The organism is Streptomyces sp. NPDC006552, from assembly GCF_040611655.1.
In the GTDB taxonomy this organism is placed as follows: domain Bacteria; phylum Actinomycetota; class Actinomycetes; order Streptomycetales; family Streptomycetaceae; genus Streptomyces.
Genome location: NZ_JBEXOS010000097.1, coordinates 1 through 19,253 on the forward strand (window position 1 = coordinate 1; position 19,253 = coordinate 19,253).

13 protein-coding genes are annotated in these 19,253 nt (G+C 70.8%); 6 read left to right on the top strand and 7 right to left on the bottom strand.

Going from position 1 to position 19,253, the window contains the following annotated elements; genetic code table 11:
* Positions 1-119: 119 nt before the first annotated feature.
* The 3 genes from ABZY33_RS33745 to ABZY33_RS33755 form a co-directional block, all read right to left on the bottom strand.
* Positions 120-698 (bottom strand): hypothetical protein, encoded by a 579-nt coding sequence (locus ABZY33_RS33745; protein ID WP_356495528.1) that lies wholly within the window; start codon positions 696-698, stop codon positions 120-122.
* A 223-nt stretch (positions 699-921) separates the two neighbouring features.
* On the bottom strand, positions 922-1,827 hold the full coding sequence (locus tag ABZY33_RS33750; RefSeq protein WP_356495529.1) for a tRNA (adenine-N1)-methyltransferase: 906 nt from the start codon (positions 1,825-1,827) through the stop codon (positions 922-924).
* Between the two features lie 55 nt (positions 1,828-1,882).
* Complete coding sequence (locus ABZY33_RS33755; protein WP_356495530.1) at positions 1,883-3,733, bottom strand: site-2 protease family protein; 1,851 nt, start codon at positions 3,731-3,733, stop codon at positions 1,883-1,885.
* Positions 3,734-3,908: 175 nt separating this feature from the next.
* Between ABZY33_RS33755 and ABZY33_RS33760 the strand changes: the two genes are divergently transcribed.
* Both ABZY33_RS33760 and ABZY33_RS33765 read left to right on the top strand, forming a co-directional pair.
* Positions 3,909-4,934, top strand: coding sequence for a RecB family exonuclease (locus ABZY33_RS33760; RefSeq protein WP_356495531.1), 1,026 nt, complete (start codon positions 3,909-3,911; stop codon positions 4,932-4,934).
* Positions 4,935-4,972: 38 nt separating this feature from the next.
* Entirely contained in the window at positions 4,973-5,644 is a 672-nt protein-coding gene (locus ABZY33_RS33765) for a response regulator transcription factor (RefSeq protein ID WP_356495532.1), read from the top strand.
* A gap of 113 nt (positions 5,645-5,757) precedes the next feature.
* Here ABZY33_RS33765 and ABZY33_RS33770 read toward each other — a convergent pair whose 3' ends face one another.
* From ABZY33_RS33770 to metH, 4 genes are all read right to left on the bottom strand, one after another.
* A complete protein-coding gene (locus ABZY33_RS33770; protein ID WP_356495533.1) occupies positions 5,758-7,353 on the bottom strand; it encodes an ABC transporter substrate-binding protein in 1,596 nt (531 codons plus the stop codon).
* Between the two features lie 73 nt (positions 7,354-7,426).
* Positions 7,427-9,034: an ABC transporter substrate-binding protein gene (locus ABZY33_RS33775; protein ID WP_356495534.1), complete on the bottom strand. Its 1,608-nt coding sequence runs from the start codon at positions 9,032-9,034 to the stop codon at positions 7,427-7,429.
* 359 nt (positions 9,035-9,393) lie between these two features.
* On the bottom strand, positions 9,394-10,089 hold the full coding sequence (locus ABZY33_RS33780; RefSeq protein WP_356495535.1) for an HAD family phosphatase: 696 nt from the start codon (positions 10,087-10,089) through the stop codon (positions 9,394-9,396).
* Between the two features lie 99 nt (positions 10,090-10,188).
* The gene (gene metH, locus ABZY33_RS33785; protein WP_356495536.1) at positions 10,189-13,698 is read right to left on the bottom strand and encodes a methionine synthase; all 3,510 of its coding nucleotides are present in this window, start codon (positions 13,696-13,698) and stop codon (positions 10,189-10,191) included.
* 292 nt (positions 13,699-13,990) lie between these two features.
* Between metH and ABZY33_RS33790 the strand changes: the two genes are divergently transcribed.
* The 4 genes from ABZY33_RS33790 to ABZY33_RS33805 all read left to right on the top strand — a co-directional run bounded on the left by ABZY33_RS33790 (position 13,991) and on the right by ABZY33_RS33805 (position 19,146).
* Positions 13,991-14,764 (top strand): IclR family transcriptional regulator, encoded by a 774-nt coding sequence (locus ABZY33_RS33790; protein ID WP_356495537.1) that lies wholly within the window; start codon positions 13,991-13,993, stop codon positions 14,762-14,764.
* Between the two features lie 359 nt (positions 14,765-15,123).
* Positions 15,124-15,915: an MIP/aquaporin family protein gene (locus ABZY33_RS33795; RefSeq protein ID WP_356495538.1), complete on the top strand. Its 792-nt coding sequence runs from the start codon at positions 15,124-15,126 to the stop codon at positions 15,913-15,915.
* A gap of 57 nt (positions 15,916-15,972) precedes the next feature.
* Positions 15,973-17,520: a glycerol kinase GlpK gene (gene glpK / locus ABZY33_RS33800; RefSeq protein ID WP_356495539.1), complete on the top strand. Its 1,548-nt coding sequence runs from the start codon at positions 15,973-15,975 to the stop codon at positions 17,518-17,520.
* 9 nt (positions 17,521-17,529) lie between these two features.
* On the top strand, positions 17,530-19,146 hold the full coding sequence (locus ABZY33_RS33805) for a glycerol-3-phosphate dehydrogenase/oxidase (protein ID WP_356495540.1): 1,617 nt from the start codon (positions 17,530-17,532) through the stop codon (positions 19,144-19,146).
* Positions 19,147-19,253: the final 107 nt, after the last annotated feature.

Sequence of the window (19,253 nt, forward strand, 5' to 3'; positions counted from 1 at the left end):
GTCATGACCAGAATGGAGTGGAGTGAACCGCTCATGACAGGCGCGAACGGGGAGAGCGCGGGGCGCATCGACAGCCCGTGACGCCGGTGGACCGGCGTCCAGGGCCCTCTGCGTCGGTTTCAGACGCTGCTGGCGGCTGCCTGGGGAGAGCGGACGAACGCCCCGCCCTTCCACTGCCAGGTGGCTTTGTCGTGGATGTCGGGCCGGTAGCGCGGGACCGCGTCGGACGAGTAGCCGTCGAGCGTCGCCGTGACGGCTCCGTCCTGGACGGCGAAGGCGCTGACGGAGAAGGCGTCCTTCGGGTCGACGAGGGTGGCGACGATCCGGGGCTTGGCCCCGGGGGGCTGGGTGAGGACGTAGACCCCGTTGGGCGGGGTGCCGGAGCCCGCGTCGCAGCGGACGACGGCGACCGTCTCGGGCCGGCCGTCGCCGTCGAGGTCGCCGGCGGCCTGCTTCTGGACGACGACCTTGACCGGCCCGCAGTTGAGCGGGAAGTGGACGGCGGCCGGATCGGGCGGGGTGACGGCGTGTGCGGTGCTGCGAGCTCCCGCCGCGGCGTCGGCCTGGGCCGCGGTGGCCGCGCCGGGCTGGAGGAAGCCGGAGGCCGCCACGACGGCGGCGAGCGCCGCCGCGGTGGCCAGCCAGTGGATGGGCCGGGTGGTGGTGTGCGCCAGTTCCGGGACGGCGGGTTGCTGCACGAGGAGTGTCTCCTGTGAGGGCTGTGCCGGTGGGGGTGGCCAGCATCGTGCCATAGGTCACAATGCGGGGGAACGGCGGGGTCTCGTTCTCACCCGGAGCGTTCCGGGCCGTGGTGCTGCCGCTGGGTCAACGCGCGGGCGCCGCCGCCGAGTTCCCCCGGGCGGGCGGGAACTCGGTGGCGGCGCCGGTGCGTTGTGCGGTGGTGCGGGGCCGGTCGTCGGCTCAGCGGCCGCGGCTGCCTCCGTCGGCGTTCGGGCCGTCGTAGTCCTCGCCGTAGGCGCCCTTGGCGGGGCGGCGGCGGCGCATGGGCGGCTCGACGCCGTCCGCGAGGCGGCGGGCGGTCAGCAGGAAGCCGGTGTGGCCGATCATCCGGTGGTCCGGGCGCACGGCCAGGCCCTCGACGTGCCAGTTGCGGATCATCGACTCCCACGCGGTGGGCTCGTTGAAGCAGCCGATCTCGCGGATGGACTCGACGGTGCGGGCGAGCTGGGTGGTCGTGGCGACGTAGCAGCAGAGGATGCCGCCGGGGACGAGCGCCTTCTTGACGACGTCCAGGCACTCCCAGGGGGCGAGCATGTCCAGGATGACGCGGTCGACGTCGCCGTCGGTGAGGTTGTCCTGGAGATCGCCGACGGTCAGCTGCCAGGCCGGGTGCGGGCCGCCGAAGTAGCGCTCCACGTTGCCCTTGGCGATCTCGGCGAAGTCCTCGCGGCGCTCATAGGAGTGCAGCATGCCCTCGTCGCCGATGGCGCGCAGCAGGAAGCTGCTGAGCGACCCGGAACCCACGCCCGCCTCGACGACGCGTGCGCCGGGGAAGATGTCGGCGAAGGCCAGGATCTGCCCCGCGTCCTTGGGGTAGACCACGGCGGCGCCGCGGGGCATGGACAGGACGTAGTCGGGGAGCAGGGGGCGCAGCGCGAGGTAGGCGACGTTTCCGGTGGTGCGGACAACGCTGCCCTCGGGTGCGCCGATCAGCTCGTCGTGCGGGAAGGAACCCTTGTGGGTGTGGAAGTTCTTTCCCTCTTCGAGCGTGAACGTGTAGTGGCGGCCCTTGGGGTCGGTCAGCTGTACCTGGTCCCCGACCTTGAAGGGCCCGCGTCGGCGGGCGGCACCGGTCGGTTCGGACATGTGACCAGCCTACCGGCCCTGGCGGGGGCCGCCGACCATCTGGTCCGCGGGGGCTCTACGCGGGCCGGGCCATGGCTTTCACGAACGCGCGTTCGACGTCGGCGGCGGAGAGGACGCCGTAGATCGCGCCGTTGTTCTCGACGACGAGGTACTCGGTGGCCGGGGCGGCGCGCAGGGTGTCGAGGAGGTCCTCCCCCGCGAGTTCGGCGGAGACGCGCATGCCGTCCGTGAGGTCCTGGGCGAGGCCGCTGACCGGGACCCAGGGGCGGCGGTGTTCGGGGACGCCGACGATGGCGGCCTCCCGGACCAGGGAGCGGGGTTCGCCGTCGGCGTCGACGACGACGAGGGCGCGGGCGCCCGACTCGTTGGCGCGGCGCAGCGCTTCGGAGAGGGGGGTCGCGGCCGCGACGGGGACCGCGCGGCGGGTGAGGGTGCGGGCGCGCAGTTCGGGGAGGTGTTCGCGCAGCCGGGCCATGCGCAGGCTGTTGCCGGCGCCGGTCCAGATGATCGCGGCGAGGATCGCGGCGAGCAGGGCGTCGGTGACGGTGTCCATGCCGCTGACGTCCTCGGCGCTCTCGCCGAGGGCGCCGGACTGGGTGAGCAGGGGCAGGCCGATGAGGACGGTGACGGCGAGGGCGCGGCCGACCCAGGCGGCGGCGATCGTGCCGCTCATGGGCTTGCCGGTGAGCTTCCAGACGACGGCGCGGAGCATGCGGCCGCCGTCCAGGGGGAGGCCGGGCAGGAGGTTGAAGACGGCGACGATGAGGTTGGAGACCATCAGGCCCGCCAGGAGCACGCCCGGGACGGTGCCGGGCTCGACCGCCATCATGCAGAGGTAGAAGACGCCGGACAGGACGAGGGAGAGCAGGGGCCCGACGAAGGCGAGGACGAACTCGCGGCCCGGGGTCTCCGACTCCTTCTCGATCTCGGAGACCCCGCCGAAGAACTGCAGCTGAATGCGGCGGACCGGGAGCTTGAAGCGCAGGGCGGCCACGACGTGGGCGAGTTCGTGGACGAGGACGGAGGCGTAGAAGGCGACCGCGAAGAACAGGGCGACGAGGTAGCGGGCGGCGCCGAGCTCGGGTAGCACGCGGTCGAGCTGGCCGCCGAAGACCCAGGTGATCAGCGCGGCCACGAGGAACCAGCTGGGGGCGACGTACACCGGTACGCCGAAGGGGCGGCCCATGAGGATGCCGCCGCGCGGGTTGGGTGGCGGCTTGGCCGGGCCCTTGCGGGTCCCGGAGGTGGCGGCGGCGCGGTCGGGGTGGGTGTCGTAGGGACTCCCCGCCGGCGCGCTCCCCGCGCGGGCCTCGGGGTCACCGGCCGGGTCTTGCGGGGGCTGCGCCGCATCGCGGGGGCCGGGCTGGGGCTGCGCCGCTTCGTCGGGGCCGGGTGGGGTGGGCTGCGCGGCCGGGTCCTGGCCGGGCGGGGTCGAAGCGCCGGGTTGCGACGGTGCGGCGGGGGGCGTGTCGTCCGGGACACCCGGGTCCGACTGCGCGGCCGGGCTCGCGTCGCCCGGGGCGGGGCGCGCGGGCTGCTCGTCCGAATCGTGGCCGGGCGGCATCGAGGCACCCGGGGCCGGCTGCGCGGCCGGGGGTGTGTCGTCCGGGCCGGGGCGGTCCGACGGGGTCGAAGCACCCGGGTCCGACTGCGCGGCCGGGCTCGCATCGCCCGGGGCGGGGCGCGCGGGCTGCTCGTCCGAATCGTGGCCGGGCGGCATCGAGGCACCCGGCGCTGGCTGCGCGGGCGGAGTGGGGAGGTCGGGGGTGGGCTGTCGCTCGGGCGCGTCCTGCCCGGGGGGCGGGGTCGCGTGCTGGGGTCGGGCCTGCGCGGGACGCCCCCCGGTGCTCTGCGCGGGCGGCGTCGCCCCGCCGGTGCCGGACTGCGGCTGCCCGCTCTCGTCCACGGTGATCCCTCGGTCCCCTCGTTCGAGCGTCTCCCGCCGGGGCGGGACGTTCTGGCGTCGATGGTATGCGGACGGTGTCCGGCAGCCCCCGTCGACTCCCCCGGGCCACGCTAGCCAAGACGCCGGGGAGGCGCAGGTGCCTGAGTGTCGGTGGCGGGCCGTATCGTCGTGGGACATGGAGACCAGTACCGAGCCGGGACCGGGGACGAGCCCGGCGTCCGGCGCCGACAGCGGTGTCGGGAGCGGCCCCGGCACGGCGGTGACCACCGAGGTCATCACAGTCACCCCTGCCCCAGAAGTCACCCCTGTCACCTCTGACGCCCCAGACGCCCCTGTCACCCCTGACGCCCCTGCCGTCGCCGTCGCCGTGACGGCCGTCGCGCCGGCCTCGCTCTCGCCCTCGCGCGCGAGCGATTTCATGCAGTGCCCCTTGCTGTACCGGTTCCGGGTGATCGACAAGCTGCCCCAGAAGCCGAGCGAGGCGGCGACGCGGGGCACGCTGGTCCACGCCGTGCTGGAGAGACTGTTCGACGCGCCGGCCGGGGAGCGGACCGCGCCGCGCGCCAAGTCGCTGATCCCGGGTCAGTGGGACCGGCTGCGGGAGTCGCGGCCGGAGCTCGGTGAGCTGTTCGCCGACGACGCCGAGGGCGAGCGGATGACGCGCTGGCTCGGCGACGCGGAGCGGCTCGTCGAGCGCTGGTTCACGCTGGAGGACCCGACCCGCCTGGAGCCCGCCGAGCGCGAGCTGTTCGTCGAGGCCGAGCTGGAGTCGGGGCTCAAGCTGCGCGGGATCATCGACCGGGTCGACGTGGCGCCCACCGGCGAGGTGCGGATCGTCGACTACAAGACGGGCAAGGCGCCTCGCCCCGAGTACGCCGAGGGCGCGCTGTTCCAGATGAAGTTCTACGCGCTGGTGGTGTGGCGGCTGAAGAACGTGGTGCCGCGCCGGCTCCAGCTGGTCTACCTCGGCAGCGGGGACGTGGTGACGTACGACCCGGTGATCGCCGATCTGGAGCGGGTGGAGCGCAAGCTGCACGCGCTGTGGGACGCGATCAAGGAGGCCACCGAGACCGGCGAGTGGCGGCCGCGGCCGACGAAGCTGTGCGGGTGGTGCGACCACCAGGCGGTGTGCCCGGAATTCGGCGGGACCCCGCCGCCGTACCCGCTTCCGGTCAGGGTGGCCGCGTCCGGCGAGGGCTAGCAGGGCAGAATGGGCCGGGACTATCGAAGGAGAGTTTCGTGGCCATCCGCGTCCTACTGGTCGATGACCAGCCGCTGCTGCGCACCGGCTTCCGCATGATCCTGGAGGCCGAGCAGGAGATCGCGGTCGTCGGTGAGGCCGGTGACGGGCTCCAGGCCCTCGACCAGGTCCGGGCGCTGCAGCCCGATGTGGTGCTCATGGACATCCGGATGCCGCGGATGGACGGGGTGGAGGCGACCCGGCAGATCACCGGCCCGGACAAGGACGGCCCGGCGAAGGTGCTGGTCCTGACGACGTTCGACCTGGACGAGTACGTGGTGGAGGCGCTGAAGGCGGGGGCCAGCGGCTTCCTGCTGAAGGACGCCCCGGCCAACGAGCTGGTGCAGGCGATCCGCGTGGTCGCCGGCGGGGAGGCGATGCTCGCGCCGAGCATCACGCGCCGGCTGCTCGACAAGTACGCGGACCATCTCCCCTCGGGCGACGAGCCGGTGCCGGACACGCTGCACACGCTGACCGAGCGCGAGGTCGAGGTGCTGAAGCTGGTGGCGCGGGGTCTGTCGAACGCGGAGATCGCCGCCGACCTCTTCGTGAGCGAGACGACCGTGAAGACCCATGTCGGTCACGTGCTGACCAAGCTGGGCCTGCGCGACCGGGTGCAGGCGGCCGTGTACGCGTACGAGAGCGGTCTGGTCCGGCCCGGCGCCCAGTAGGTGGCCGTGTCCGGTGTCCCGTAGGACTCCACATACGTACGCGCCTACGCGAAGGCGGCGGTCACCCGGAAGGTGACCGCCGCCTTTCGCGTGCGCCTGGTGTGAGGAGCGGGTCAGCCCTTGCTGATCTCCCAGAAGCGGAAGACGGTCGAGGCGTCGAGGCAGTTCTCCAGGCCGTAGACGCTGTCGCGGGCGACGGCGTACTGCTTGGCCTGCCAGACCGGCAGGATCGGCAGCTGCTGGGCGACGATGTCCTGGAGCTGCTCGTACTGCTTGGCGGTGCTGGCGCGGTCGCTCTGGGCGCCGGTCTGCGGGATGATCGTGCCGGTGGTGGCACTGTTGGTGTAGTGGTTCGCCAGGACGTTGCCGGCGCCGAAGAACGGCTGGGTGAAGTTGTCCGGGTCCGGGTAGTCCGGGACCCAGCCCTTGACGTAGACGCCGTACTTGCCGGACTTGATGTCCCGCTCGTACTGGGCGAAGGCGACGGACTTCACGTCCGCGTCGAAGAGGCCACTGGCGTTGAGCTGTCCGGCGATGGCCTTCAACTCGGCGTCGGTGGCCGGTCCGTAGCGTGACGGTGTGGACCAGAGCGTCAGCTTCACCTTGCCGGTGACGCCGCCGGACTCCAGCGCGGCGCGGGCCCGGCTTTTCGAGGGGTGGGCGCCGTAGGTGTCGAAGAAGGCGGTGTTGTGGCCGCTGATGCCCGCCGGGATGATCGAGTACAGCGAGGTCGCGGTGTTGTCGTAGACCTGGTCGATGAGGGCGTCGCGGTCGATCAGGTAGGCCATCGCCTTGCGTACGGCGAGCTTGCCGGCGACCGGGTCCTTCATGTTGAAGACGAGGTGCTGGACCTCGGCGCTGGTGCCCTCGACGACGTCGATGTCCTGGGCGGCGCCGGCGTCCTTGCCGGTGGCCGCCTGGATGTCGGCGATGTCCTTGGCGGCGAGGCCGCGGTAGGCGAGGTCGACGTCCCCGTCGAGCAGGGACTTCTTCAGGCCCGCCTGGTCGCCGTGGAAGAGCTTCAGGGTGACACCGGTGTTCTTGGCCTCGGCGGTGCCCCGGTACTTGTCGTTGACCGAGAAGGCCGCCTCGTCCTTGCCGAACGCGTCGAGCCGGTAGGGGCCGGAGCCGACGGCCTTGCCGTCGGTGCGCAGGGCGTCGGCCGGGTACGCGGTGTGGTCGACGATCGAGCCGGCGCCGGAGGCGATCTTGCTGGGGAAGGTGGCGTCGGCGTACTTGAGGTGGAACACGACGGTGGACTCGTCCGGCGTCTCGACCTTGTCCAGCATCGGGAACATGATGGCGGGGCCGGCGTCGTCGTTGATGTTGCGCATGCGGTCGAAGGAGAACTTGACGTCCTTCGCCGTGAGCGCGTCGCCGTTACTGAACTTCAGGCCCGCGCGCAGGGTGCAGGAGTAGACCTTGGTGGCCGAGTCGCTGAAGTGGCACTCCTTGGCGGCCTCGGGCTGCGGCTCGGTGCCTCCGTTGGGGAAGCTGAGCAGCGACTGGAAGACGTTGTTGAACAGCAGCCAGGAGCCCGGGTCGTAGCCGGAGGCCGGGTCGGTGGCCTGGATCTCGTCGGACATGCCCATGACCACGGCGTCGCCGGTGGAACCGGAGCCGCCCTGGTCCGCGCCGCAGCCGGTCAGCAGTGCCGCGGCGAGTGCCGCTCCTAGGGGCAGGTTCAGCCACTGGTTGCGTTTTCTCACGTACGTGCCCTGTCGTTCGATCGTGCGGTACGGGGCGGGGCCGGCCGCGGCTTCGGGGCCGGCCCCTGGCGGGTCACTCGCTGATGCCGCGGTCCAGTTCCCACAGCTGGAGGACGGCGGAGGAGGACAGCGTCCGCTCCACACCCGTGATGTCGTCGCGCGCGGCGACGTACTGCTTGCCCTGCCACAGCGGCAGGATCGGCACGTCGTCGGCGACGATGTTCTGGATCAGCTGCAGGCTCTTGGACGCGGTGAGCCGGTCGGCCTCGCGGCGCTCCGCGGGGATCAGCTCGCCCCGGATGCGGCTGTTCGCGTAGGGGGAGGCGAGCGTGTTGTCCTTGTCGAGGAAGGGCGCGAGGAAGCTGTCGGCGTCGGGGAAGTCGGGGAACCAGCCCATGCCGTAGACGTCGTACTTGCCCTTGAGTTCGGCGGCGCGGAACGTGTCCCAGACGTCGCCCTTGATGTCGACGTCGAAGAGGCCGCTCGCGTTGAGCTGCTTCTGCAGGACCTCGAACTCCTTCTTGGTGGCCGAACCGTAGTGGTCGGTCGTGTAGTGCATGGTGAACTTGACCGGCGTGGTGATGTTCGCGTCGTTCAGCGTCTGGGTGGCCTTCGCCTTGTCCGCGTCGCCGTACTTGTTGAAGAACGAGTTCTGGTGGCCGGTGATGCCCGCGGGCACCAGGGAGTACAGCGGCTCGGCGGTGGTGCCGTAGACGCTGGCCGCGAGTTCGCCGCGGTCCACGACCTGCGCCATGGCCTGGCGGACGGCCTTGGACTTGGTGCTGCCCGAGGCGGTGTTGAAGCCTATGTAGCGGATCTCCATGCCCGGCATCTCGAGCAGGTTGACGTTCTCCGGCGGGTTCGTCGAGTACGTTTTGATCTGCTCCGGGGACATGGCGCGCGTCATCACGTCGACGTCACCCTTCGCCAGCGCCTTGCCCATGGCGTCGGCGCTGTCGAAGGAGACCAGGCTCACCTCGTCGTTCTTCGGCTTCAACTGCCCCTTGTAGTGGGGGTTCTTGGTGAAGACGGTCTTGACGACGGTGTCGTTCTTCACCTCGGCCTTCATCGTGTACGGGCCGGAGCCGTCCACCTCGACGCCCTTGCGCAGCGACGACTTCGCGTAGTCGTCGGGGTTGACGATGCCGGCGGTGGGCGTGGCCAGCTTGTACGGGAAGGTCGCGTCCGGCGTGTTGAGGTGGAAGACCACCTCGCGGTCGCCCTGCGTCTCGATCGTGTCGATCGTGGAGAGCAGGCTGTACACCTTGCTGTCGCTCTTGATGGCGCGGACCCGGTCGATGGAGAACTTCACGTCGGCGGCGGTGACCGGGCTGCCGTCGGCGAACTTCAGGTCCTTGCGCAGCTTGCACACGTACCGCTCGCTGCCGCTGTCGGTGAAGATGCAGCTCTCGGCGGCTTCGGGCACCGGGTCGCCGCTGCCGCTGCGGGGCATGGCCATCAGCGTCTGCAGAGTCTGGCGCAGCACGTTCCAGGAGCCGACGTCATAGGCGTACGCGGGGTCGAAGGGGGCGGGGACCGCCTTCGACACCATGAACCGGTCGGTGGTGCCCACGGCGATCCCGTCGCCGCTCTCGCTCCCACTGTCGGACCCGCCACAGGCGACAAGCACGGGGGCGAGCATGCCGATCACTGCCGGCAGCACCAAAGTCTTGCGGTTCATGCTCGTGATTCTCCAGAGCTGTCGAAACCCGTGGCCGGGGCGCGGGGGTGGTGCGCGCGGGACACGGGAGGGCTACGGCGATGTTCTCGCGACGACATTAATGGGCGCGCCGCCGCGGCCCGCAGGGGCCGGAACCCCGCGGTCATCACGGAGCGGAACCGGGCGTGGACGCACCGAAAACACCTCAGGAGGAAGGTTCGGCTCAGGGGGCGACCAATCGGGACACATGGTCATGCCTCGGAGCCGTCGAAGCGGTTGCGCAGCACGGCCCGTGCCACCTGTCGACCCCCGGTCGAGTGGGAAAGCTCACACATTCAACGGGGGTGGCAGGCACGGTGATTCGGTCACGCCGGAACCCGTCAGGCCGTCATCAGGCCCTGGAGGAAAGGCAGGTTGACGTGGACCAGGGAGGGCACGACGGTGCGCCGGCGGGCCGGCTCGATGGGCGTCAGGGAGGGGACGGCGACGACGTGGCACCCGGCGGCCTCGGCGGCGGCGACGCCGGTGGCGGTGTCCTCGATGACGGCGCAGCGGGCGGGTTCGGCGCCGAGCCCGGTGGCGGCGGTCAGGTAGGGCTCGGGGTGGGGCTTGGTGCGGGTGACCTCGTCCCCGGCCACGGTGAGGCGGAAGTGGTGGGCGCCGATCGAGTCCAGGACCCGGTCGATGATGCGCCGGTGCGAGGCGGAGACGAGAGCGGTGGGCACCTCGTGCGCGGCCAGTTCGGCGAGGAGTCTCGCGGCGCCCGGCATCAGCGGCAGCGAGCCGCCGATGCGCCGTTCGAAGGCGTCGTTGAGCAGCACGGTCACTTCGGGGATCGTGATGTCGGCGCCGGTCGCCTCGATGAGGAAGCCCGCGCTGCGGGTCATGGGGCCGCCCACGACGATCTGCTTCCAGGCGGGGTCGAGGGTGTGTCCGAGCGCGGCGAAGACGGCGCTCTCGGCGTCCCACCAGAAGCCCTCGGTGTCGACGAGCGTTCCGTCCATGTCGAGGAGCACGGCCTGGAGCGCGGAGCCTTCGGCCGTTCGGGTACCGAGTGCGGGGACCGTACTGGTCATCCGAGTACACCTCCGTGAAGGGACGAGAAGGCCGGTCACCCTCCCTGAGCGGGAGAGCGACCGGCCTGCGCTGGACCGACCAGTGTACGACGGGACGGGTCAGCGCGCGTTGAAGTACTTCGCCTCGGGGTGGTGGATGACGATGGCGTCGGTGGACTGCTCGGGGTGGAGCTGGAACTCCTCGGAGAGGTGGACGCCGATCCGCTCGGGTTCGAGCAGCGCGGCGATCTTGGCGCGGTCCTCCAGGTTCGGGCAGGCGCCGTAGCCGAGGGAGAAGCGGGCACCCCGGTACTTCAGGGCGAACATGTCCTCCATCGCCTCCGGGTCCTCGCCGGCGAAGCCGAGTTCGGAGCGGACGCGGGCGTGCCAGTACTCGGCGAGCGCCTCGGCCAACTGGACGGACAGGCCGTGCAGTTCGAGGTAGTCGCGGTAGGAGTCGGCGGCGAACAGCCCGGCGGTGGCCTCGCCGATCTTCGAGCCGACGGTGACCACCTGGAACCCGACGACGTCGATCTCGCCGGACTCCTCCGGGCGGAAGAAGTCGGCGAGGCACAGCCGGCGGCCGCGGCGCTGGCGCGGGAAGGTGAAGCGGGTCCGCTCGTTGCCCTCGTCGTCCAGGACGATCAGGTCGTCGCCCTTGGACACGCACGGGAAGTAGCCGTAGACGACGGCCGCCTCCAGCATGTTCTTGGTGTGCAGCTCGTCGAGCCAGCCGCGCAGCCGCGGGCGGCCCTCGCTCTCCACCAGCTCCTCGTACGTGGGCCCGCTCCCGGTCCTGGCCTGCTTCAGGCCCCACTGGCCCTTGAACAGGGCGCCCTCGTCGAGCCAGGAGGCGTACTCCTTGAGCTGGATGCCCTTGATGACGCGGGTGCCGCGGAACGGCGGCTCGGGGACGGGGTTGTCCACGGCGACGTCGGAGCGGGCGGGCCCCTCGTCGGGCTGCTCCTCGATGACGGCGGTGCTCGCCTTGACGCGGCGTTGCCTGAGTTCGGGCAGGGCGGCGCCGGGCACGCCCCGCTTGACCGCGATCAGGGCGTCCATCAGACGCAGGCCCTCGAACGCGTCGCGGGCGTAGCGGACTTCGCCCTCGTAGATCTCGTGGAGGTCCTGCTCGACGTAGGCGCGGGTGAGGGCGGCGCCGCCGAGGATGACGGGGTAGTCGGCGGCCATCTTGCGCTGGTTGAGCTCCTGGAGGTTCTCCTTCATGATCACGGTGGACTTGACCAGGAGGCCGGACATGCCGATGACGTCGGCCCGGTGCTCCTCGGCGGCTTCCAGGATCGCGGAGACGGGCTGCTTGATGCCCAGGTTGACGACGTTGTAGCCGTTGTTGGACAGGATGATGTCGACGAGGTTCTTGCCGATGTCGTGGACGTCGCCGCGCACGGTGGCCAGCACGATCGTGCCCTTGCCCTCCGCGTCGGACTTCTCCATGTGCGGCTCCAGATAGGCCACCGCGGTCTTCATCACCTCAGCCGACTGCAACACGAACGGCAGCTGCATCTGCCCCGACCCGAACAGCTCACCGACGACCTTCATGCCCTCGAGGAGCGTGTTGTTGACGATGTCGAGGGCGGGCGTGGTCTCCAGGGCTTCCGCGAGGTCCTGCTCCAGGCCGTTCTTCTCGCCGTCGATGATGCGCGCCTTGAGCCGCTCCTCCAGCGGCAGCGCGGCCAGCTCCTCCGCCTTGCCCGCCTTCAGCGACTTGGCGGTGGCTCCCTCGAAGAGCGCCATCAGCTTCTGCAGCGGGTCATAGCCCTCCGCGCGCCGGTCGTAGATGAGGTCGAGGGCGGTCTGCACCTGCTCCTCGTCGAACCGTGCGATCGGCAGGATCTTCGAGGCGTGCACGATCGCCGAATCCAGGCCGGCCTTCACACACTCGTCCAGGAACACCGAGTTCAGGACGATCCGCGCGGCCGGATTGAGGCCGAAGGAGATGTTCGACAGGCCCAGCGTGGTCTGCACATCCGGGTGGCGCCGCTTGAGTTCGCGGATCGCCTCGATCGTCGCGATGCCGTCCTTGCGGGACTCCTCCTGACCCGTACAGATCGTGAACGTCAGGCAGTCGATGAGGAGGTCCGACTCGTGGATGCCCCAGTTCGTCGTGAGGTCCTCGATCAGGCGCTCCGCGATGGCGACCTTGTGCTCGACCGTGCGGGCCTGGCCCTCCTCGTCGATGGTCAGCGCGATCAGCGCGGCGCCATGTTCCTGCGCCAGCTGCGTGACCTTCGCGAACCTGGACTCGGGGCCGTCGCCGTCCTCGTAGTTCACCGAGTTCAACACCGCGCGCCCGCCGAGCTTCTCCAGCCCGGCCCGCAGCACCGGCACCTCGGTGGAGTCCAGCACGATAGGCAGCGTGGAGGCGGTGGCGAAGCGGCCGGCGAGTTCCGCCATGTCGGCGACGCCGTCGCGGCCTACGTAGTCCACGCACAGGTCGAGCATGTGCGCGCCCTCGCGGATCTGGTCGCGGGCCATCTCCACGCAGTCGTCCCAGCGGGCTTCGAGCATCGCCTCGCGGAACTTCTTCGAACCGTTGGCGTTCGTCCGCTCCCCGATCGCCATGTAGGCGGTGTCCTGACGGAACGGGACCGTCTGGTAGAGGGAGGCGGCGCCCGGCTCGGGGCGCGGCTCACGCGGCGAGGGCTGCGCCCCGCGCACGCGCTCCACCACCTGGCGCAAGTGCTCCGGCGTCGTACCGCAGCAGCCGCCCACCAGCGACAGCCCGTACTCACGCACGAACGTCTCCTGCGCGTCCGCCAGCTCCTCGGCCGACAACGGGTAGTGCGCGCCGTCCTTGGTCAGCACCGGCAGGCCCGCGTTCGGCATCGCCGAGATCGGGATGCGGGCGTGGCGGGAGAGGTAGCGCAGGTGCTCGCTCATCTCGGCCGGGCCCGTCGCGCAGTTCAGGCCGATCATGTCGATGCCCAGCGGCTCCAGGGCCGTCAGCGCCGCGCCGATCTCGGAGCCCAGCAGCATGGTGCCGGTCGTCTCGACCGTCACCGAGCAGATCACCGGCAGGTTCGTGCCGGTGGCCTCCAGGGCGCGGCGGGCGCCGATCACCGACGCCTTCGTCTGGAGCAGGTCCTGCGTCGTCTCGATCAGCAGTGCGTCGGCGCCACCCGCGATCAGCCCCTCCGCGTTGCGCTGATAGGCGTCACGCAGGGTCGTGAAGGGGGCGTGGCCGAGGGTGGGCAGCTTGGTGCCCGGGCCCATCGAACCGAGGACCCAGCGCTGCTGCCCGGTCGAGGCCGTGAAGGTGTCCGCGACCTCGCGGGCCACCCGGGCACCGGACTCGGACAGCTCGAAGACCCGCTCGGCAATGTCGTACTCGCCCAGCGCCGCATGGTTCGCGCCGAACGTGTTCGTCTCCACGCAGTCCACGCCCACCGCGAAGTACGCCTCGTGGACCGAGCGCACGATGTCGGGGCGCGTGACGTTCAGGATCTCGTTGCAGCCCTCGAGCTGCTGGAAGTCGTCGAGGGTGGGGTCCTGCGCCTGGAGCATGGTGCCCATCGCGCCGTCGGCCACCACGACACGCGTGGCGAGGGCTTCACGGAGGGCGTCCACGCGGGCGCGGGGATCGGCGGCGGGCGTTGGCAACGAGGCCATGAAAGTGCTCCCTGAGGTGCGACGGCTGTCGGCTTTGCGGCTCCACTGCTGGAGGCGCACCCGGCCAGGGTAGCCGGGACCCGGGGCGGTGGGGGGAGGCGTCCACGCCGTGGAACGCCGCCCGGCGCAACCGGGTCACACTGTCCGGGAGCGACCCGCGGCCGGAATCGGCGGGAAATATGTGCGCACGCCGTATTAGCCGGGGTCGGTAACGACCGATACTGTTCAGCATTGTCGAACGTGCTTGGCGACACCGGTCGCCGCGAGAGGAACCGAGGAGGACGAGGCTGCGATGGCACGCAACATCCAGTCGCTCGAACGGGCGGCGGCGATGCTCCGGCTCCTCGCGGGCGGTGAGCGGCGGCTCGGGCTCTCCGACATCGCCTCCGCCGTCGGCCTCGCCAAGGGCACGGCCCACGGCATCCTGCGCACGCTGCAGGCCGAGGGGTTCGTGGAGCAGGACGCGGCGTCGGGCCGCTATCAGCTCGGCGCCGAGCTGCTGCGCCTGGGCAACAGCTACCTGGACGTGCACGAGCTGCGGGCGCGCGCGCTGGTGTGGACGGACGATCTGGCCCGCTCCAGCGGTGAGGCCGTCTATCTGGGCGTGCTGCACCAGCAGGGCGTGCTGATCGTGCACCACGTCTTCCGGCCCGACGACAGCCGGCAGGTCCTGGAGGTCGGGGCGATGCAGCCGCTGCACTCGACGGCCCTGGGCAAGGTGCTGTCCGCGTACGACCCGGTGGCGCACAGCGAGGTGATGGAGAGCGAGCGCAAGCCGTTCACGGTGCGCACGGTCGACACCCTGGAGGGGTTCGAGTCGGTGCTCGACCTGACCCGCGCGCGCGGGTACGCCGAGGACGTCGAAGAGACCTGGGAGGGCGTGGCCTCGGTCGCGGCCCCGATCCACGACCGGCACCGGATGCCGGTCGGCGCGGTGGGGATCACGGGCGCGGTCGAGCGGGTCTGCAAGGGCGACGACAAGGGCGCCCTGCGGCCCGAGCTGATCGCCGCCGTGCGGGACTGCGCCCGTGCCGTCTCCCGCGATCTGGGGGCCAGCCGGTTCTGATCCGGCCCGCCCCGTCACCGGCCGCCCGCCCCACGCCCGCCCCGTCCCCGGACGGGGCTTTCGCGTTTCAGGGTGCACGGTGAACCTTTCCGCGCGACCATCGATGCACGTCCAGCACCACAGCGTCACCGATAGGCGTGTTCGATCAATAACGATCGTGCTTTGGATAACAGAACCCTTGACGATCGTGTGACCCCGGAGCAAGACTCGCGTCCATCGGTCGGCATTGTCGAACACCTACCGGCAATACGCGTTAGAGTGTGACAAGGCCAGGCCGAAACCGCCCGCACTGGGCGCGGACCACCGGAGAGGGACCCGGGGTTCGGATTTCCCCTGGACGAAGGACAAAGGAGTCGCGGGTGTCCAGCTCCGACATCTTCATCGGCGAGACCATCGGTACCGCCGTGCTCATCCTGCTGGGCGGTGGCGTCTGCGCCGCCGTCACTTTCAAGCGCTCGAAGGCGTACGGGGCCGGCTGGCTCGCCATCGCCTTCGGTTGGGGCTTCGCGGTCCTGACCGGCGCCTACCTCGCGGGCGGCGTCTCCGGCGCCCATCTGAACCCGGCGGTCACCATCGGTCTCGCCATCGAGGGCGGCACCAAGTGGAGCGACGTACCGCTCTACCTGGGCTCACAGCTGCTCGGCGCGATGATCGGCGCCGTGCTGGTCTGGGCGACGTATTACGGACAGTTCCGCGCCCACCTGACCGACCCGGAGGTCATCGCGGCGCAGCCGGCCGACGAGGGTCTGGTCGACCAGAAGGCCGCGCCGAAGGCGGGTCCCGTGCTCGGCGTCTTCTCGACGGGCCCGGAGATCCGCAACGTCGCGCAGAACCTGATCACGGAGGTCATCGCCACCGTCGTGCTGGTCCTCGCCATCCTCACGCAGGGCCTGAACGACGGCGGCAACGGCCTGGGCACGCTCGGTGCCCTGATCACCGCGCTGGTGGTCGTCGGCATCGGCCTCTCGCTCGGCGGTCCGACGGGGTACGCGATCAACCCGGTCCGTGACCTCGGCCCGCGCATCGTGCACGCGCTCCTGCCGCTGCCCAACAAGGGCGGCTCCGACTGGTCGTACGCCTGGATCCCGATCGCGGGTCCGCTGATCGGCGGCGCCATAGCCGGTGGCCTCTACAACGTCGCGTTCAAGTAGGCCGACCGAGACCGCGAGCACTCCGCCCGAGCACAGAGACTTCTTCAGGAGCACCCCGTGACCGACGCACACACCGCAGGCCCCTTCATCGCCGCGATCGACCAGGGCACCACGTCCAGCCGCTGCATCGTCTTCGACAAGGACGGCCGGATCGTCTCCGTCGACCAGAAGGAGCACGAGCAGATCTTCCCGAAACCGGGCTGGGTCGAGCACGACGCGAACGAGATCTGGGCCAATGTCCAGGAGGTCGTGGCCGGCGCCGTCCGCAAGGCCGGTATCACCCGCGACGACATCAAGGCCATCGGCATCACCAACCAGCGCGAGACGACGCTGCTGTGGGACAAGAACACCGGTGAGCCCGTCCACAACGCCATCGTCTGGCAGGACACCCGCACCGACGCCCTCTGCCGGGAGCTGGGACGCAACGTCGGGCAGGACCGCTTCCGCCGCGAGACGGGCCTGCCGCTCGCCTCGTACTTCGCCGGGCCCAAGGCCCGCTGGCTGCTCGACAACGTCGAAGGGCTGCGCGAGCGCGCCGAGGCCGGCGACATCCTCTTCGGCACGATGGACAGCTGGGTCATCTGGAACCTGACGGGCGGGGTGAACGGCGGCCGGCACGTCACCGACGTCACCAACGCCTCGCGCACCATGCTGATGAACCTCCACAGGATGGAGTGGGACGAGCGCATCTGCTCCTCCATCGGCGTGCCCATGAACATGCTGCCCGAGATCCGCTCCTCCGCCGAGGTCTACGGCGAGGTCACCGGGGGTGAGCTCGGCGAGGTGCTCGGCGGGATCCCCGTCGCCTCGGCGCTCGGCGACCAGCAGGCGGCCCTGTTCGGCCAGACCTGTTTCGCCGAGGGCGAGGCCAAGTCCACGTACGGCACCGGCACGTTCATGCTGATCAACACCGGTGACAAGGCCATCAACTCCTACTCCGGGCTGCTGACCACGGTCGGCTACCAGATCGGCGACCAGAAGCCGGTCTACGCCCTGGAGGGCTCCATCGCGGTCACCGGTTCGCTGGTGCAGTGGATGCGCGACCAGATGGGGCTCATCAAGTCCGCCGCCGAGATCGAGACGCTCGCGTCGTCGGTCGAGGACAACGGCGGCGCGTACTTCGTACCGGCCTTCTCCGGCCTCTTCGCCCCGTACTGGCGCCCCGACGCCCGCGGTGTGATCACCGGTCTGACCCGGTACGTCACCAAGGCGCACATCGCGCGCGCCGTCCTGGAGGCCACGGCCTGGCAGACCCGTGAGATCAGCGACGCCATGACGAAGGACTCCGGCGTCGAGCTCACCGCTCTCAAGGTCGACGGCGGCATGACCTCCAACAACCTGCTGATGCAGACCCTCTCGGACTTCCTGGACGCGCCGGTGGTGCGCCCCATGGTCGCCGAGACGACCTGCCTCGGTGCCGCCTACGCCGCCGGTCTCGCCGTCGGCTTCTGGTCCAGCACCGACGACCTGCGCGCCAACTGGCGCCGGGCCGCCGAGTGGACCCCGCGTATGGACGCGGATGTCCGCAACCGTGAGTACAAGAGCTGGCTCAAGGCCGTCGAACGGTCGATGGGCTGGCTCGATGACGACTCTGTCGAGGAGTAAGGCCCCACCATGAGTACCCAGTCCACCCTGCAGACCGTGCCTGCCCTCGGAACGCACCCGGCCGCCGGCTCGAACCCGACCCGCGCCGAGACCCGCGAGCAGCTTTCCAAGGCGACGTACGACCTCCTGGTCATCGGCGGCGGCATCCTGGGCATCTCCACGGCCTGGCACGCGGCGCAGTCCGGTCTCAGGGTGGCCCTGGTCGACGCCGGTGACTTCGCCGGCGCCACGTCCTCCGCCTCCTCCAAGCTGCTCCACGGCGGTCTGCGCTACCTGCAGACCGGCGCGGTCAAGCTGGTCGCGGAGAACCACTTCGAGCGGCGCGCGGTGTCCAAGAACGTGGCGCCGCACCTGGCCAACCCGCTCACCTTCTACCTGCCCGTCTACAAGGGCGGCCCGCACGGCGCGGCCAAGCTGGGCGCGGGCGTCTTCGCGTACAGCGCCCTGTCGGCGTTCGGCGACGGCGTCGGGCACCTGCTCTCCCCCGCCAAGGCGCAGCAGGACGTGCCCGAGCTGCGCACCGAGAACCTCAAGGCCGTGGCCGTGTACGGCGACGACCAGATGAACGACGCGCGGATGGCGCTGATGACGGTGCGCGCGGCGGTCGACGCAGGCGCGGTCGTGCTCAACCATGCCGAGGTCACGGGCCTGCGCTTCACCAAGGGCCGGGTCACGGGCGCCGAACTGAAGGACCGCACCAGCGGCGACGAGTTCGGGGTGAACGCGCGGCTCGTGCTCAACGCGACCGGCCCGTGGGTCGACCACCTGCGCAGGATGGAGGACCCGGACGCGGCCCCGTCGATCCGTCTCTCCAAGGGCGCGCACCTGGTCCTGAAGCGGACCTCGCCGTGGAAGGCGGCGCTCGCCACCCCGATCGACAAGTACCGCATCACCTTCGCCCTCCCCTGGGAGGACATGCTGCTGCTCGGTACCACCGACGAGGAGTACGAGGGCGACCCGGGGCAGGTTTCGGTCACCGAGAAGGACATCGACCAGATCCTGGACGAGGCGGCGTTCTCCGTCCGAGACCAGCAGCTGAAGCGGGACCTCATCACGTACTCGTTCGCCGGTCTGCGGGTGCTGCCGGGCGGGCCCGGCGACACCTCGAAGGCCAAGCGCGAGACGGTCGTCACCGAGGGCCGGGCGGGCATGCTGTCCGTCGCGGGCGGCAAGTGGACCACGTTCCGCCACATCGGCCGGACGGTGATGAAGAAGCTGGAGTCGCTGCCGGGCCACCCGCTCGGCGCGGACTTCGAGCCGATCGACGAGCTGCCGAAGCGGCTGCCGCTGCCCGGTGTCGCCAACCCGCGGGCCGTCGCGCACCGCCTCCTGGTCGACAACCCGGCGCCCGGTCCGCGCATGGCCCCGGACACCGCCAGGCACCTGGCGACGCACTACGGTTCGCTGGCCTTCGACATCGCGCGGCTGGCCAACGAGAACCCGGAGCTGGGTGAGCGGGTCCACCCGGACGCGCCGGAGATCTGGGCGCAGGTCGCCTACGCCCGCGACCACGAGTGGGCCCAGACCCCGGACGACGTGCTGCGCCGCCGCACCACGCTGACGATCCGGGGCCTGGCCACGGACGAGGTGCGCGGCAAGGTGCAGGACGTGCTCGACAAGAAGTAGCCCGGCCGGCGGCCGGGTGCACGGAGAGGGGCGGCCCCCCGGAGCGACCGGCCCGCTCGCCGACCGCCGCGAGGACGACACGGCGCTGCTCCTGCTGCGGCGCACCC